The organism is Capnocytophaga cynodegmi DSM 19736 (assembly GCF_000379185.1).
Lineage (GTDB): Bacteria > Bacteroidota > Bacteroidia > Flavobacteriales > Flavobacteriaceae > Capnocytophaga > Capnocytophaga cynodegmi.
The window spans coordinates 37,709-55,417 of record NZ_KB900735.1 but is presented as its reverse complement, the minus strand read 5'-3'; the positions used below and the strand labels follow the sequence as shown (position 1 = coordinate 55,417).

Annotated in this window: 5 protein-coding genes; all 5 read right to left on the bottom strand. The window is 35.6% G+C overall.

Annotated features, from left to right (window positions below):
• Positions 1-65: 65 nt before the first annotated feature.
• Positions 66-1,637: a sensor histidine kinase gene (locus tag YW9_RS0109640; RefSeq protein ID WP_018279963.1), complete on the bottom strand. Its 1,572-nt coding sequence runs from the start codon at positions 1,635-1,637 to the stop codon at positions 66-68.
• Between the two features lie 71 nt (positions 1,638-1,708).
• Positions 1,709-2,302, bottom strand: a complete 594-nt coding sequence (gene coaE / locus YW9_RS0109635; RefSeq protein ID WP_018279962.1) for a dephospho-CoA kinase — start codon at positions 2,300-2,302, stop codon at positions 1,709-1,711.
• A complete protein-coding gene (locus tag YW9_RS0109630; RefSeq protein ID WP_041996855.1) occupies positions 2,299-3,189 on the bottom strand; it encodes a YbbR-like domain-containing protein in 891 nt (296 codons plus the stop codon). The genes coaE and YW9_RS0109630 overlap by 4 nt, the downstream gene beginning before the upstream one ends.
• A 260-nt stretch (positions 3,190-3,449) precedes the next feature.
• Positions 3,450-5,609 (bottom strand): S9 family peptidase, encoded by a 2,160-nt coding sequence (locus YW9_RS0109625; RefSeq protein ID WP_018279960.1) that lies wholly within the window; start codon positions 5,607-5,609, stop codon positions 3,450-3,452.
• 104 nt (positions 5,610-5,713) lie between these two features.
• Entirely contained in the window at positions 5,714-17,707 is an 11,994-nt protein-coding gene (locus tag YW9_RS12790) for a T9SS type B sorting domain-containing protein (protein ID WP_018279959.1), read from the bottom strand.
• Between the last annotated feature and the right edge of the window lie 2 nt (positions 17,708-17,709).

The following is a 17,709-nucleotide window of genomic DNA, read 5'->3' as shown; positions in this document are numbered from 1 at the left end:
TACGCTCTATTTTTCAAGAAGCCAGTAGTAAAGTTAGTAATATTTATAGTTTAGTATTTACATTTTTAAATAACAGAAAGCTGTATAAAGAAAGTACTTCCTTTCCCTTTTTCGCTTTCTACATATATTGTTCCGTTATGGTCTTCCACTATGCTTTTTACGTAGGCAAGTCCTAGTCCGTGTCCTTTAACGTTGTGTAAATCACCCGTATGTTCACGATAGAATTTATGAAAAACCTGTCGCACAGCCTGTTTGCTCATTCCTTGCCCTTGGTCTTTTACCCGAATGAGAATTTTGTTATTCTTGATATTTTCCGTATAGATATCAATTTCAGGAGCTTCAGGCGAATATTTTATTGCATTTTCAATTACATTTATCAGAACATTTGTGAAATGTGACTCATTTGCCGATATATCAGCGTTTTCTGCCATCAAATGTGTGCGAATTACCCCATTTCTTTCATTCAACATCATTTGCACGTGTCCGATAGCCATTTCTATCAATATATGGACATCTAAAGGTTCTTTTTCAATATTTAGTTCCCTTTTTTCAAGTCGAGAAATTTGTAAAATATTTTCCACTTGTGAATGCATTCTCTTATTTTCATCTTTTAACATATTAACATACGTTAAAATTTTATCAGGATTACTGATTGTCATCGGATTTTTGATTGCATCAAGAACTAAACTTGTAGTTGCAATTGGTGTTTTAAATTCGTGCGTGATATTATTGATGAAATCCGTTTTAATTTGAGATATCCGCCTGTGGGTAACCATTTGGTTTAGAGTAATTGTGAAAACACCTATAATAATAATCATAAAAACAACTGATAATGAAGCTATTCCGATTACTGATGAAAACACAAACCGCTCACGTTGCGGAAATATCAAAGCCAATTCATACATTAAATCCCCAGAACTATCCGTAAATAAAGGAGCTCGATATTCATTCATCTCATTAGGGTCAAAATACTTCGAACGAATATTCGTTAATATGTTCCGATTATATATTGCAAATTCAAAATCAATATCCAACCCCCGATTTTTCATTTCTCTATTGACAAGATAGCTAATCTGCTGATGAGAAACTCTGTCAATAATAGGTAATTTTTCAATAATATTCTTGAAAGATTCCTGTATCATTAACCGTTCTATTTCTGGCAAACGACTAAACTTTTCGTAAGTTTCTACGCTTGGAGTAACTTTATTGTCTATGTTCTTTCCAAAACTAATTCGTTGCTCTGATTGCCTACTAATATAATTTTTGATTGACAGCGAATCTGCTATTCCTGAACTGGTTGGCAAACTATAATCCTCTTCTAAAACACCATGTTTGTAAATGAACGTTTCCTTTGTATTTTTATTTTCTTGAACATACATAAACTCCCTGAGGGAAGATTCTTTCAAGACTAATGTAGTATCTTTCTCCTTTAAATCAACAATTTGAGCAACATATTTGCTTATCTCGGTCTGCTCCAAATCGTTAATCACAGAATTCAACACTTGCTGGACAGAATGCATAAAGGCTTCCTCCCTATCATCAATGGCAGACTTAATCCAATACCCCTGAATGATGATAATTCCTAACAAAGAAATACTCATCAAAACAATAACTATTGTACTTAGCTTACCTTTCATTGTACAAAACTAATACAAAAATTTTCTTAATTTTATTTTTTAACTAAATTTTAACTTAAATAAATTCCAAATTATTGTTTTCTCAATTTTTTAATTAATTTAGAATGTATTTCTTGTACTTTTAACGAAGAGATTTCAATATTTATATTATTTATAACTTCGTTCGACAGACTTATTCTTTTTTCATCTGTCCATTGATTTTTTATCCGTTCTCTTACAGATTTTTCGCTAACTCCATCTCTTTCAACTACTCTACGAATTCGTTCTTGCTCAGGAGCTATAACAGTAATGATATAATCACAACTTTGATAAGCCCCACTCTCAAATAAAATTGCACTCTCCTTGATTACATAAGGTGAATTTTGCTTAGTTTTCCACTCTGAAAAATGTTTTGCTACCTCAGGATGAACTATCTCATTGATTATAGATAATTTATCTTTGTTTTTAAAAACAATTTCTGCTATATATTTTCTGTTGTATTTACCATTGATATAAGCCAATTCTCCAAATGAAGACTTTATTCTATTTTTAATATTTTCATCACTTTCTATCAATTTCTGAGCTTCTTGATCTGATATATAAACAGAAATTCCTAATTTCTCAAACATTTTAGCAATTGTAGTTTTTCCACTACCAATTCCTCCAGTCAGCCCCACTACCATCATATCTTACGAATTAAAAAATCAACTTTGTTTTCATTCAAAAATGATAATTTCACACGTTTTAACTTTGTCCGAATCGTTAAGGGTAAATATTTGTTATTTTGAACATTGTTATAATCTGCTATTACAGTTATTTCATCTGAAGTTATTTTTTTAAGTATATTCAAATCACCTGAACATAAAATAGTTACCTCTGTAGGAAAAATTTTAATTTGGCTTCCTTCAGGTATATTAAGCAATTGTACAGGTATTTTGATGAGTTGCTCGCTCATCTTATCAACAATTGCTTTAACGATTATTTTATTCTTGTCAAATTTTACGCAATCTGTATTTTTCAAATGATAAGACTTTTCAAATGAAGATTTTACATTTTTTTGAAGAGGAAAAGATATTGAGATAGTTTTCAATGTATCTATAACAGGTTTTGCCCCCGAAACTATTACCGAATCTGGCTGAACAATCATTTCTGTAAGCTGGTATTCTCTCTGAAAATCAGCATTCAAATCAACTTCTACAGGTATTTTTTTTGTATATTTTTTTTGTAAATCGACGTAAATAGTATCTGAATATGTGTTTTGTATTTTTAGTTCCGATGAATATGAAGAATTTAACTTATTTGCGATATTTGTAGAAAGTTTATATTTTTTTCCTTCAATGTGTTCTAAATCATTAAAATCTACACTTAATTCTTGAATACCAGAATAGTACTTAAATAAAGCATATCCTTTTCCTTCTGCAAGAATTTTAATTTGGTGGGTTTGAGATGATTTCAAAAACATATTTTCAGGAACATTCGTAATCGAAATATCAACAGAAAATTCTCTTTGTAAATTTTTCGACAACCGAATGAGCACCCACAAAAGTACAGATAAAAGAATACAAATCAGCATCTTAAATGTTCTTCTATTTATTAGAAGTATTCGTATTTCATTTTTTGTTGAACGTATCACAGAATAAAAATTTTTTAATTCTTTCCCAAATCTAAAACTTATTTTATGAAATAAAAACTTTCTGTTAATATTTTTTACACCACAGAAAATATTTTTACAAATTTACTCAAAATATTTTCTTTATGAAATTTTATTTACATAAAAAAAGAAAAGTCTCATTTTTTACAAAATGAGACTTTTTAATATACATCTTACTACTTCTACTTAGTTATTCCTTCCAAATCCAGCATAAATGCGTATTCTTTGGCGGTTTCTTTCAGAGCTTCAAAACGACCAGAGGCTCCGCCGTGTCCTGCATCCATATTCGTGTCGAGGAACAGCAATTTATTATTGGTTTTCATCTGACGCAATTTAGCTACCCATTTAGCTGGTTCCCAGTACTGTACTTGCGAGTCGTGCAATCCCGTAGAAACATACATATTAGGGTAATTTTGTGCTTTTACTTGGTCATAAGGCGAATAAGAAAGCATATAATCATAATACTCTTTTTCATTCGGATTTCCCCACTCGTCATACTCTCCTGTCGTTAAAGGAATGGTATCATCAAGCATTGTAGTTATCACATCAACAAACGGAACTGCAGCAATCACACCGTTGTAAAGCTCCGGAGCCATATTAACGACAGCTCCCATCAATAAACCTCCTGCTGAACCTCCTTCGGCATACAAATGTTCGTTTGAAGTATATTTTTCAGCTATCAAATGTTTAGAACAATCAACAAAATCGGTAAATGTATTCTTTTTGTGTAGCATTTTGCCGTTTTCATACCATTTTCTGCCCAAATATTGCCCTCCACGAATGTGAGCAATCACATAAATGAAACCTCTATCAAGCAAACTCAATCGAGAAGAGGAGAAATACGGACTTACCGTATGCCCATATGAACCATAAGCGTACAACAACAACGGATTTTTACCATCTTTTTTCATTCCCTTGCGATAAACCATCGACATTGGAATTTTTGTTCCATCTTGTGCCGTTGCCCAAATTCGTTCTTCTACGTAATTATTTTTGTCAAATTTTCCACCCAAAACTTGTTGCTCCTTTAGCACCGTTTTTGCTTTGGTAACCATATTAAAGTCAATTACCGAAGCAGGTGTCGCCATCGACTGATATCCGTAGCGCAATACATCTGTATCAAAATCAACATTTTGTGTAGTGTATGCCGTGTAAGTTTCACTTTCGAAAGGCAAATAATACGACTGCCCACCACTCCAAGGACGAATTTCAATTCTATTTAAACCATTGAACGTTTCTTCCACCACTAAGAAATTCTTGAAAATTTCGATTCCTTCCAAAAACACGTCCTCACGATGCGGAATAAGTTCTTTCCAATTCTCGGAAGAAGTCGCATTTTCAGCGGTTTTCATCAACTTGAAGTTCGTTGCATTGTCTTTATTGGTAACGATGTAGAAAGCATCGCCGTAGTGTGAAATATCGTACTCCAAACCTCGTGTACGTTTCTGAAATACTTTAAAATCGCCCTTTGGATTGTCCGCTTTTAGGATTTGATATTCCGATGTAAGCGTACTTCCTGAACCGATAACGATGTATTTTCTTGATTTTTCACGATATACATACGTGTAGAAAGTATCGTCTTTTTCGTGGAAAATAAGTACATCTTTTTTGGTATCTGTACCCAATTCGTGACGATAAATTTTATCAGAACGAAGGGTTTGTGGGTCCTTTTGGGTATAAAATAGCGTTTTGTTATCACTTGCCCAAGCTGCTGAACCTGTGGTGTTTTCAATTTTTTGAGAAAGAATTTCACCTGTTTCTAAGTTTTTGATTTGCAACACGTATTGGCGACGAGAAACAGTGTCCACACCAAAAACAGCCCATTTATTATCATCACTTACAGAAATTCCCGCAAGTTGGAAATAGGCGTGTCCTTTTGCCATCTCGTTACAATCGAACATAATTTCTTCGGGAGCGTCCAAAGTTCCTTTTTTACGCGCATAAATAGGGTAATCTTTTCCCGTTTCGTAGCGAGTAATGTACCAATATCCGTTTCGGAAATACGGTACGGACGAATCATCTTCTTTAATTCGGGATTTCATTTCCTCGAAAAGCGAGTTTTGAAAATCCTTAGTGTGAGCCGTCATTTTTTGGTAATACTCATTTTCGGCGTTCAGATAGTCGATAACTTCTTGGTTTTCACGTTGATTCAACCAAAAATAATCATCGGTACGTACATCACCAAATTTTTCCAATTTGTGAGGAACTTTCTTCGCCACAGGTGGCTGAATATCTGGATATTCTGTCTTTTTCATCGTTTCAGTATTATTTTTACAAGAAGTTGCAAAAATAACAGAAACGGCAGCAATAGTAAACCTTTTTAATGTTATTTTTTTAGGCATAATTATAAAATTTTAGTTTGACCTCCCAAAGGTATGAAAAAAATGGAAAGTTCAAGAAAAACTTCTCTAACTTTCCATTTTTTATTCTGCTGATTTGCTACTGTTTATCGGTATAACGTAAAGTTTCCATTGAATTTACGTGAATCAATATTGCTATTCAAATCAATGATATACCAATAATCACCACTTGGAAGGGCTCTGTTTTCATAGGTTCCGTCCCAACCTTCGCCTTGAGAAAGAGTTTTAATTTTTCTTCCATATCTGTCGTAAATATAAACTCTCATATAAGGATAATCCTCAGCATATTTAGGTTTCCAAGTGTCATTTACACCATCTCCATCAGGAGTGAAGAAATTCGGAATCTCAATATCAAAATATTCTTCTTTTATAACCTTTGTACTTGAACAACCAGCTGAATCATATACAATTACATTGATAACTTTATATCTTTTTCCGTTGATGACTTCCTCTGGGTCGGTAAATCTTAGTTGATATACACCATTTTCTCCTTGATTTTGACCATTAAACACATACGTATATGGCTGAACTCCATCTTTCCCTTTAACTTCGATGGTGTTTATCTTAGTATTAGGAACCACCTGGACTTCACCTAATTGCAATGTTTTTTCAATAAGTATAGGTTCTGTTAGAGCGTATACGCATTCCACAGGAAGTCTGGTTTCTACATCAACATCATTGTAGAAAATAGTTAGCGTTTGTGTACCTGTTAAGTTTTCAAACACATTTTCATCAATATAACCAATATTGTCGGTATGTCTGGAGAATGCCCTCTTAGGACCTGCTCCCAACTGATAACTCAACTTATCAAAATTGACATTAGTTCTGAATTTCACTTCAATCCAAGTTTTATAAACATTGGACTCACAAGTTCCCTCTTGAGTTGCTTTTGAAGTAAGGTCTGGAACCTCTTTTACCTCAAATTTGTAAGTTGGCGACAACGTACAACCTCTGGCATCTGTGATTCTTATTTCGTACTCACCAACTCCCAACATTGCTGGTACTCGGAAGTTAGGGTCTGCTGCAGTAACATTCTGTGTATGTATGCTCACAACAGCATCAGTTCTTAGAAGTTCTGCTACATAAGGAGCTGTTCCTCCCTGAATTTCCACGTTAATCCAAGCTGTTTTTTCTGCATAACAAACAGTTAATTCCGCACCTGTTCTTGTCAAGGTCATTGGAGTTGCATCAACAATAGTTAATGTTCCTACCGTAACATCGCAATCCCAAGCATCAGTTACAATTACTGTGTATGTATCTGGTGGTAAGTTCGTAAATACTGTTGATGATTGCGTAATTGATGTTTTTGTACCTTGCAGAACATAGTTGTAAGTTCCTGCTCCTGAACCTCCTAACACGTTACTTATTGTAATAATCGCATCATTTGCCCCCGGACAAGTTATTTCCTGAGTAATGGTAGCCGTAGCCGTAACAGGAATGGGATGCACAAGTGTTATTGTTGTTATATCCGGTTGAACGCAACCTGAGGCATCTGTAACCGAAACATTGTAAACTAATGAACCAGAAACTGGATCAGATTTCAAACCAATAAACAAGAATTGCCCGCCATTGTCAGTAACGTTTCTTCCTGTTTTGGTTTGATTTACTGAACCATCAACAGACGTTAAAGTTACTTGGTATGGAGCTTTTCCTCCATTAACAGTCACCATAACTTCTCCTCTATTGTTCAAGCAAGTAACCCCATAGGTTTCAGTTGCTGTAGCAGAAATAGGATATTCGCTTTGTGTAATTTCAAACGAAGCAATAGCTGTACAACCATTTTTAATAGAAGTTGCTGTTACTTGGTACTTACCAGCTAATAATCCAGTAATGGTTTCTGTTTTTCGACCATTAACTGTTCCATTTTTAGTTGAACCTGCCGATGGAGCTATCGGATTTATCACATAAGTGAACCCGTCTGTTGCTTGATCACCATCTGTAAGTCTTGTATCGGTAAATGTTAGTGTGATTTCACCATCTGAACCATTATGGCATTTCACATTTACCGGATTTGTTGCAGTAAGTATGAATGTCTCTGGAGAATGAACATCGTATGATGTTTTTACCTCACAATCCGTATCCCTATTAAGTGCTACAATAGTATAGTTTCCTACAGGCAAACTGAATGTTTCTGTCAATGAATTTGAGGTTTTCGTTGTATGGAGAGTCTCACTACCATCTTGATTTCGTTTTACTATATTATAAACAATCGCCTCATTATTATATGGTGTTCCTGTTGTCAACTCTACTGTAATATCTTGCAAGTTTGTACTACAATCTATCAATTTGTCGGTTGTAATTGATACTCTATTCAATATCAACGCAGGTTGAATGGTTATATTTGAGGAAACTTCCGAACATCCGTTTGCATCGTATACTTTTACGTTATATGACTTTTGAGTAGTCAAATGCTGTGATAATCCATAAGTGTAAATCGTTTTACCTGTTGTTACCACCTGTGTACTCAAAGCTGTTGCTACTCCCACTTCATAAAATTCTATACGGCTATAGGCTTGTGTTCCTCCATTAACTTTACCCAAATCAAAACTTAGAATAGGATACGTTGGTAAATTCGTGTTAGCTACACATTGATATTTATCAGCTTTCAGAGCATCAGGTGCTATGGTCACTGCACTTGGCGAAATGATTGTTGCTGTCGTTGTTATAGTACAATTTTTAGCAGATGTAGCTTCTATAGTGTAAACAATTCCTGTGTCACTACTTGGTAGATTATCAAATGTTGCATAATCATTTCCTGAAGTAGTCGCTACAATTGGTGTTGCTATCGCAGGATTGCTTGTAGCTATAATTTTGAATGTGAATGGTGCTTCCGTGTTTGGTTTGGCTTGTACTCGCAGTGAGCCATTTCCAGCAAAACAAATTGGATTAGTAACATTAACTACTTCTATTTGAGGCTGAACTGGTTCATCAACTTTGATTTCTTTCGTGATATAACATTTCTTATTCGCTGAATCATATAGTCGTACTCTGTACTTACCTGCACCATTGTTTATTGGTATTACTTTTGTCCCTACTGAAGCCAATCCTGCTGTAACTATCGGAACTACATACTCATTTCCTTGGTCATCTATATCATATACTTTATCTAATTTGTATTCGTAGTTACCAGAACCTCCTTTTATGTCAGAAAGAATTATTTTAACTTCATCTGTACCACAAGCCATTGGTGACGAACTTAACTTATATTCCATTGGCAAAGGTATATTTATCGTACCCGTAACTTCACAACCATTTCCATCTTTCAATTCAATGGTATAAGTATTTCCTGCAGCCAAACGAATTGGTAAAGAGAATGAGGTAATTCCTGAAGCTATGGAAATATCTGTCCAAGTTGATATTACTGATGTTCCCATAAGTACTCGATAACTATGTTGCCCTACTCCTACTTGTGAAAGATTCAATCGTACTGCAAAAGTTGTGGTGTTCGCACAAGGGTCTTCAACTTCGATTGAATTTATAGCAGGTTCCGCGTCCTTTCCAACTGTGATTGGAGGCGTAGCTTTAATACATCCTGAAGCATCTCTTACGAATACAATCCATTGTCCTGCATCAACTTTTTTAGATGAAGTATCGGTTGATGCATCTAATTGAGTTGTTAAAGCTGTAGAACCAATTATCGGAGCTGGAGTTGCCAGATTATGATAATAGTATTTGTATGGAGCTTGACCATCACGTACCTCTACTGAAATTTGCCCATTGCCTCCTTTACAATTATCATTGCTCGTTGTTGGATTTTCAACAACTAATTCTGTTAATGATTTCTCGATAACAAACGGCTCTGATGCCTTTTTACAACCCGTTCCATTCTCAGTAAATACTACATAGTATTTATTGGCTGGTAAGTCCTCAATTTCTATATTCATAGGCGTTGCCACTGGTACAGAACCTCTGAAAGTTGTTGGTCTGTTATCTGAATATGTATAAACTTCATATTCAATACTTGTAGTTGAGGCATCCCAATCTGACAATGTAAAGCGTACTTTCCCGTCATTAGCACTATTACAAGTAGTTGATGTAGTTGTAAGAGCAGAAATCTTCAGATTTGATTGAGCTGGAGGAACTTCACCAGCCTCTTCTATAATATAACATTTTGTTGTATTGTCATACACTATAAATCTGTATTTTGCCCCTGGTATCAAATCACGTAATGTAGCAGTTGCTCCATCTACAAGATTTCCTGAGTGATCGGTTACTTTCACTTTGGATCCTCTATACCAAGTTGTTCCACCTACAACCCAAGTATCTCCAGTAGCAGGAGGCGTTCCTGTAGGAGGTGTCAATCCAAGTGTGTACACAGCAAACCAGTGAGAACCATCTGCAATAGATTGTCCTCCCGCATTGTATGCAGATACTGTAATTGACCCTGTGGCACAACCTGCCACAATTCCTGTTACAGAAGCTATAATCCTGTCAGATGTTGCTGCAACACTAAATGTTCCTTCTGTTTTACATCCGTTAGCATCTGTAATTACGTATGTATAATCGTGTGGAATTAATCCCGCTTTTCTAACGACTGACCCTATTGTCAAATTAGTTTCTGTATGAACTGGAGCTGCGTGAACTACATCTTTATATCTCATTTCAATACTGAATGGTGCTGTTCCTCCGCTGACAAGCTCTATTTCAACAGACCCTAAATCCATTCCTTGTCCTGCGTTACAATGAACTTCTTTTGTTTTATAAGAAACTTTTAATGCTGGATTTTCAGTAATAGTTACAGAAGCTGGTTCAGAGAAACATCCTCCTGCATCTTTAATAGTAAGGGTATAATTTCCTGCTTTCAACCCTGTTATACTTCCAACTGAATGGGTCGTTGTGGTAGTTCCATCAAACAATAACAATTCGTAAGGACTTTGTCCTCCTTCAATATTACTTGCTGACACGTCTATTCTTCCTGAAGCAACTCCTCCACAAGTTATATTTGTAGAAGGAATTGTTCCTTTGAATTTTGGCTTAACTATCTTAACTTCTCGTTTCAAACTGGTTGCCATACAATAGTTACCTGCCTCATACTCATATCTCACTCTGAAATAATAAGTTCCTTCCTCAGTAGTTGAAAAAACAGCAGAATCGCCCGTTGTAACAATGTTAACCCCTGTAGTATTTCCACTATTGAAAGTGGTTCCGTCGTTACTCCATAAGAATTCTTTTACCTTAGTTGGATCGCCACCAGTAGCTTTCAAGCTATAAACAGCTTTACTTGTTTGATGACAAGTTAAATGCTCTGTTGGTCCTTCCACATTCAATCGTAATGGTTCATAAATTACGGCTGAAATTTGTTGTTTACAATTCAATCCATCTATCACTGTAAATATGTGAGTTCCTACGGATAGATTTTCAAACACATAGTAAGCTCCGTTCGCAAAAGGACTCGCATAGAAATCTACACCATTTTGGCTAAATCTGTAATTTCCATTACCATTTGTTACACTTATCTGAATTCTTCCTGTGTCTCCTCCAGCGGAACAAGGTTCGAGATTTTCAACCTCCAATGTTAAAGGCAATTTATCAGCTATTTCCAATGTTGAAGTTGCAATACAGCCATTTGCGTCGGTTACTTCCACTTCATACGTTCCTGCTGGTAATGTATTAAATGTTGCCTCATTATTTATCGCTGGTTGAGTAGTTGTCCCTATTTTGAAAGTTTGATAAGGTTTTGTACCTCCAGTTGCTGTCACCCTTACTTCAGCATTAGCATTATCACAACTAACTCCTCTGAGTAACGTTGTTGCAACTGAAATCGTTTCAGGAGCATTGATTACATAATTAACCTCTGCAACACAACTATGGTCATTATCCTTTCTTATATAAACAATACCATTCGTTGTTGCTGGTAAATTATCAATAACAGCAGAACCTTCCGATGTAGAAATTGGTGTAACGATTAAAGCCGTCCAATTCACGTTATCTGTTGAATATGAGATATTCGCTCCATTTAAGTTTTCTATCTTCAGATTGACTTTTCCTAAGTTACCACATTTTGCATCTTCAGCAGTTCCCGTAACTTTGAAAGCTTTATTTTCTTCAACTGAAACTGATTGACTTTCAAGTCGGACATTACAAAGTTTAGTATCTTGCCAGATTACAATATCATCAACTGCCAAATCACTACCTACTTGAGCTGAGGCTGCTTCTTTGTTACGAATTTCGAAAACCAATTCACTTGTTGTGATAAGAGCCGCATTGAAAATCACTGATTTTGACTCCCAATTTCCTGTTGCTAAAATTTGTCCTAAGCCAATTCTCTGAATTTCAGCTCCTCCTATGGCATTTAAGATTACTAAATCAATATTTGGATTTTTACCTCCTGAATAAGTAGGAGACAACAAATTATGTAATTTCAAACTTACTTTAAGGTCAGTACCCTGAATTACGTCTTTGATTTCTTTTCTATAGATAATTCCTAAATTACCTTGATTAGAGTTTGCATTTACAGCCAAATAACGACCATTTGCCACTGCAGAAGCATCTGTTGGTGTGGGGCTTACCCATTCAGTTTTTCCTTGTACACGACTTGTGATTACATACTGATTACTCTCAAGAGCCTCATTAGGTTTACAAGTCATATAAGTTACTGAATTATCGCACGTATCTTCTCCCACTCCAAAATCTTCTTTAAATAGATAGTTAGGTGTAGTAGCTAATGAGCTTCCTGGTCTGTAATGAACAAAAACTGAATAATTTCCAACAGGAAGTGTGAAAACATTTGTTTTCTTTCTCTCATTAACACCATTCCCTACCACTTCATATTCATAATCACCTGCAGGTGTAGCCGTTATAGTAAACGTTCCTTGTCCGCTACAAGTGTATTCTACATTGCTTACTGAAATTGTTGGTGGCATCAAAGGAGTAATATTTACGTCGATTTCAAGCGGACAACCATTACTATCTTTTACATAAACCTTACCAGAAGCACTCAAATACAACACGTTTGATGTTCCGTAATCAACTCCATTAGAACTATATACATATCCCGTTCCTGAACCTCCAGTTACGTTATTAACGTGTACTTTGTATTTTCTTGGAGTATTTACATTGTCACAAGATTCATCCTCAACTACTCCTGCAAAGGCTTTCAGAGTATTCTCATTTTCACGTATTTCAATTGGATTAATGTACTTACATATCTTTATTCCACTCTTTTTGATACTTATCTCCAATTCATATTTTCCTGCCGTTAATCCATCATAGAAACCTGTTGCATTTGGCGTATATGTTTCTGCTCTATTTCCTGCTGCATCTAACTTATAAAGTTCAGTAATGATGTTTTGCAACCTTGAATTAAAGTTAACTGAAATCTGTCCAGAATTGGCAGCAAATCCACAAATAATATCTTTAGTATCAATTGTATAACCATCAATTCCTTCTGGATAAATATCTACTTTTGGAGTTTCAGCATACGCTCCATTAGCATCTTTCGTAACAAAAATATATTCACCTGGTTGTGTGATGGTTATCTCTTTTTCAATAAAGCTTTGACCATCTGGGATAGTAGCTATGTTGAACTCAGATGCAGGAATAGAAGCATAATCTGGGTATTTTTGAACTCCATTGATTTTCCATATTGCAAATTCGTACGGAGATTTTCCTCCCTGAACTTCAAACAAAACATTTAGTTTATTACAATCTGTCCAAGCTTTCGGGGTTGCTGTTGCGGTCAACTCAGTTTGCTTTTCTATTTTTGCTGTCAGAATTGTTGAACAGTTTGCCAAATTTGGAGAAGTAACTTCAACCGTGTAAGTACCTGGTTCTGAAATCCCTGTAATTCTGTAATCGTGAGAACCTGTGGCTTTGTTAATTCCGTTGATTATCTGTCCTGTAGCATTTTTCAGCGTATACTGGTACGTTATTCCTTCAGTCATCATTCTGATAGTGAAATTACCTGGCTGATAATTAGTTATGTGCCCTACTGGCTGAACAATTTCTCCTGCCAAAGTATTCACAAACACATCAAAATAGTAATAAGCTTCACAACCATTATTTGAAGTAACTTTCAAACGATACTTTCCTTGCGTGTTAGCTGTAAACGTATTTCCTACGCCATTTGCATCAATACGCCAATCTCCTCCATAATCAGGACATTTACTATTGGTACTGGTTCCGTTGTAACGTTGCCATTCCAATTTTGTATTAACGAAATTTACTTTGATGATTCTTGATGGCTCATTACACAATATAAAGTGGCTTGTCCATCTTCCATCAGCTCCACAAATTGCTCCTCCGTTAGCTTGGGCTTTAATCAAATCTATATCCGAAGCATCGTGTTCTTTAAATTTGATAATTTCTTTGCTAACCAACGTAGTACCATCACAATTTTTAATTTTCTCAACGGTATAAACCCCTGGACTTGTTGCCAAATGTGTGTGTGTGGTTGATGTTGGTATTAACACTCCATCAAGATACCATTTATATGAATCAAAGCCTTCTGTAGCAGTTAATTCCAATGAAGAACCTGCACAGAAAAGTTCAGAACGCTCGTTATTTTCTGTAGAAATGGCAATTGTATTTGTAGCTGTTTTGATTTGTTTAGGAATCAAGCAATCTTGACTACCCCCTTCATATTCAAACACATAATTCGTAGATAAGAAATTCATACAGGCTTTTCCTATTTCCGAATAATCACCATTAACAGCTAACGGAATGTAAATTTTACGCTCCTCACTATTACCTCTTAGTGTTTCTTTAGGTAGAACAAAAGTAAATGTTCTATCACTCTTAGTATATGTAGGCACATAACTACCCACCGAAGCGTCTGTCACAACAGGTTCTCCTATCGTAATATAAGGATTATCTGAAAATTTAATCGTCAGTGTAGATGTTGTAATATTCTCTTGACCAATGTTTTTGTATTCTATTCTATATTGAAATTGCTGATTAAGAGCTAAATCTTGAGTCAGAACATTCCCTGCTCCATCAATATATGAAGCGTTTACATTCAGGTTCAATGCATTTGACTTCACAACTACATTAAATGTACAAGTACTTGTATTTCCAGAAGCATCTGTAAATACATAAGTTACTGTATGTGTTCCAATATCAAAACGATCACCACTTTGGTGAGTTTGTGTATGTGTCCATGTACAATTATCTGTTGCTGTGATAGTTTCCCAATTAACAATAGCGGAACAAGTTCCAACAGCGGCATTTACTTCAATTGGAGTTACAGGACAACCCGTAATTACTGGTGCTGTCTTATCTGGTTCTATAGTAATGGTATTTTCTAAAACACCTTCCAATTTTGTTCCAGGACATATGCCTTCCAGTGATTTTATTTTGTATTTAGCTCTGAATGTGGTTGTTGATGAAACAAACTGTTTGATTTGTTTTCCTGTACCAATACTTGGAAGAATTTCATTACCATCATCATCTAATCTAAACCATTCAATATCAAATAACTGCTCGGAGCCTCCGAAAATAAGCGTCACTTCTCCTCCCAAGCACGGGTCAAGGTTATCCAAAGTATATCGCATTCTTGGATTTGCATAATTACTTGCTTTTACGGTTACGTTATTGTACCATTTTCCACAAGTATGCTCTGTTTCAACTACATAATCTCCATCTGAAACATTAGAAAAAACGTGCGATGTAGCTCCTGAGCCTTTTTCGTAAGTTTTTGAAATAATTTTTCCAGTTGCATCTTTCAATCTAAACGTAAGTGGATATCGAATATCTTCTGGATTTTTTACAGTTATTGCTACTAGTCCATTACCATTAGTTCTATCACAATATGTTGACGAAACATCAGTTTGTAATGGCTTCGTTTCATTTATAGTAAATTCGTGATAATTTGTAATAAATCGAACCATACCTCGTTGCCAAGGTTGAGCATTACCTCTGATAGCATCTATAAAATCTGGCATTTTAGTAAAGCCATCTACTCCGTGTTGATCAAGAGGCACCCCTGCATTATCCTTGTCTCTTACATCATAGTCACCAGCATTGTTCCACCTTAATACCTCTGCTTTTGCGTAAATCATATTTGTCACGAATAATCGATATTCCCCTGAAGGCAAATTATTAAACGTTCCTGTTTTTGTTTTAAAACCTGGTTGTCCCCCTACTGAACTCCAAGTCCCATTAGGATTTTTTCTCTGTATTCCAACTGACAAATAAGGCATTGCTCCTTTATGAATCATTGCCAAATCAAAAGAAACATTACCGAATCTACATTCTTGATCTACTTCGATAAAGTCTCCATCATACTTTACAGGATATCTGAAGTTTATACGTCTTGTCCTACTATCACCACAAGCATCACTAAATGTAACGTTGTACTCACCAGCGGGAAAATCTCCTATAATAACATAATTCTTAGGATTTATAGCAGGATTTGTAGGATCGCTAATTACCTCTTCTATCGGAAAATTTATAGTTCGTGTATACGTTCCCTCTCCATCCAAAGGTAAAGAAGTAGCGAATGTTTTTGAATTACTACCATCAACTGGCATAATTGTCATTTTGGCAGGATATACAAACTTATTACTTGAAAGATAAATGCGAAGTGAAACTGTATTCTCATATACCCCCCTATTCATTTCAAATCCATCAAAAATATAATCCAGATAGTGTTTGTTTGGATCCTTTCCTACATAACTCATTCTCGAAATTTCGTGACAAGAATTTGGTGGAGTCCCAATAGAAGAATTATTTTTATACGTTACTTTATAAAAACCATTTCCAGAATTTATTTCTATATTAGTTCTGTCTTTTATTTTAATATTTCCAGAAGCTTCTGTAATTCTTGTCCAGTGAGTTGGATCATCAATGTTAGGAGTTCCTGGGACTGTTGCTTTATAAACCTCGTAATAATATCCTACCTTGCCAGCATTTACTTGTTCTTCTGTTAGCCATTCTCCCAGATTTTGGTACCATTCATATTTGGCATAAACAGCCGGAGTATCAGAATCTGCCTCGTTTTCAAACTGACGCCACATCCAGTTAACACCTGCGTTGACTTTCAATTGATTACCACAAGCAACCTGTGATTGGTTATTCAACCACACAGGTACTTGATTACGAACAACTGGCGGACTTTTAGGGTGCTGAAAATAGGGATTCATACTCTGAGCATCCAATACAAATTTTTCTCTGATCGTGTTTAATGCCCCCTGTATAATTAGTTCTACCTTATCTCCAATACTAAAATTCCAACCACTATAAAAAGACGCCCCTTCACTGATTTTCCCATCAGCAAAAGTATGAGATATGTCCTCTTCATAGCCGGTAGTCAAATTTCGGATGACAGCCCTACCCGCCTGTCTTAAAAAACTAATATCCTGACTATTATATGTCTTTCCATCTTTTCTTCGTACTTGTATCCAGAATTGATACTTACACTGATCATTTATACGGATACGGGAACTTGCTCCCTCTTTATATATCTCAAATCTTGATTCTGTATCGATTGGCGAGGGAATTCTGATTGGTTCCTTACGTACTTCTCCACAATCAGGCATATTATTTGCCAAATCCTCAACAACTATCACTACATTTCCCGTTATTATTGGAGCTGTTTCATTCCCTTGAAAAACAACAGATACATTTGATGTAGATTTCGCTATTTGTTGTGAAGGTACTGGTGGATTCAAAGGTGACCCATCGGGTTTTACGATACTAACCTTAAAAGGACCTATTCCTCCTGTCGGACGTATGTTAAATCGAACACGAGCATCATTCCCAGCTGAACTTGGTGCTGTAATTTGTGGGGGAGTAATATCGATATTACGGTACGTTGAAGTAACCTGAACCACCTTGGAAGTTGAACGAGCAGAATTACCTTGATTTATTAAGGTAACTGTATAGGTTCCTGCCTTTAAATTTGTGAATGTATAGCTTCCGTCAGCATCTAAAAGGGGAACGCTTGGTAGTCCAATTTGGTTAGGCTCTATCAACTCCACTGCATACGTACCCTTACAACCATCAGGAAGCTTAACAGTCAATGCTGCATCTGAAAGACACAACCCAGACTTTGTTGTTGTAGTAAAATTCTCAAAACATTGTTGTCCTTTAACTACCAATGTGGTAATCAAAAATGTGAAAACAAATAAAACCTTTTTCATCC

Excerpts from the sequence above, each read along its gene's own strand:
- YW9_RS0109640 (WP_018279963.1), bottom strand. The coding sequence starts at position 1,637 with ATGAAAGGTAAGCTAAGTACAATAGTTATTGTTTTGATGAGTATTTCT.
- coaE (WP_018279962.1), bottom strand. The coding sequence starts at position 2,302 with ATGATGGTAGTGGGGCTGACTGGAGGAATTGGTAGTGGAAAAACTACA.
- YW9_RS0109630 (WP_041996855.1), bottom strand. The coding sequence starts at position 3,189 with ATGCTGATTTGTATTCTTTTATCTGTACTTTTGTGGGTGCTCATTCGG.
- YW9_RS0109625 (WP_018279960.1), bottom strand. The coding sequence starts at position 5,609 with ATGCCTAAAAAAATAACATTAAAAAGGTTTACTATTGCTGCCGTTTCT.
- YW9_RS12790 (WP_018279959.1), bottom strand. The coding sequence starts at position 17,707 with ATGAAAAAGGTTTTATTTGTTTTCACATTTTTGATTACCACATTGGTA.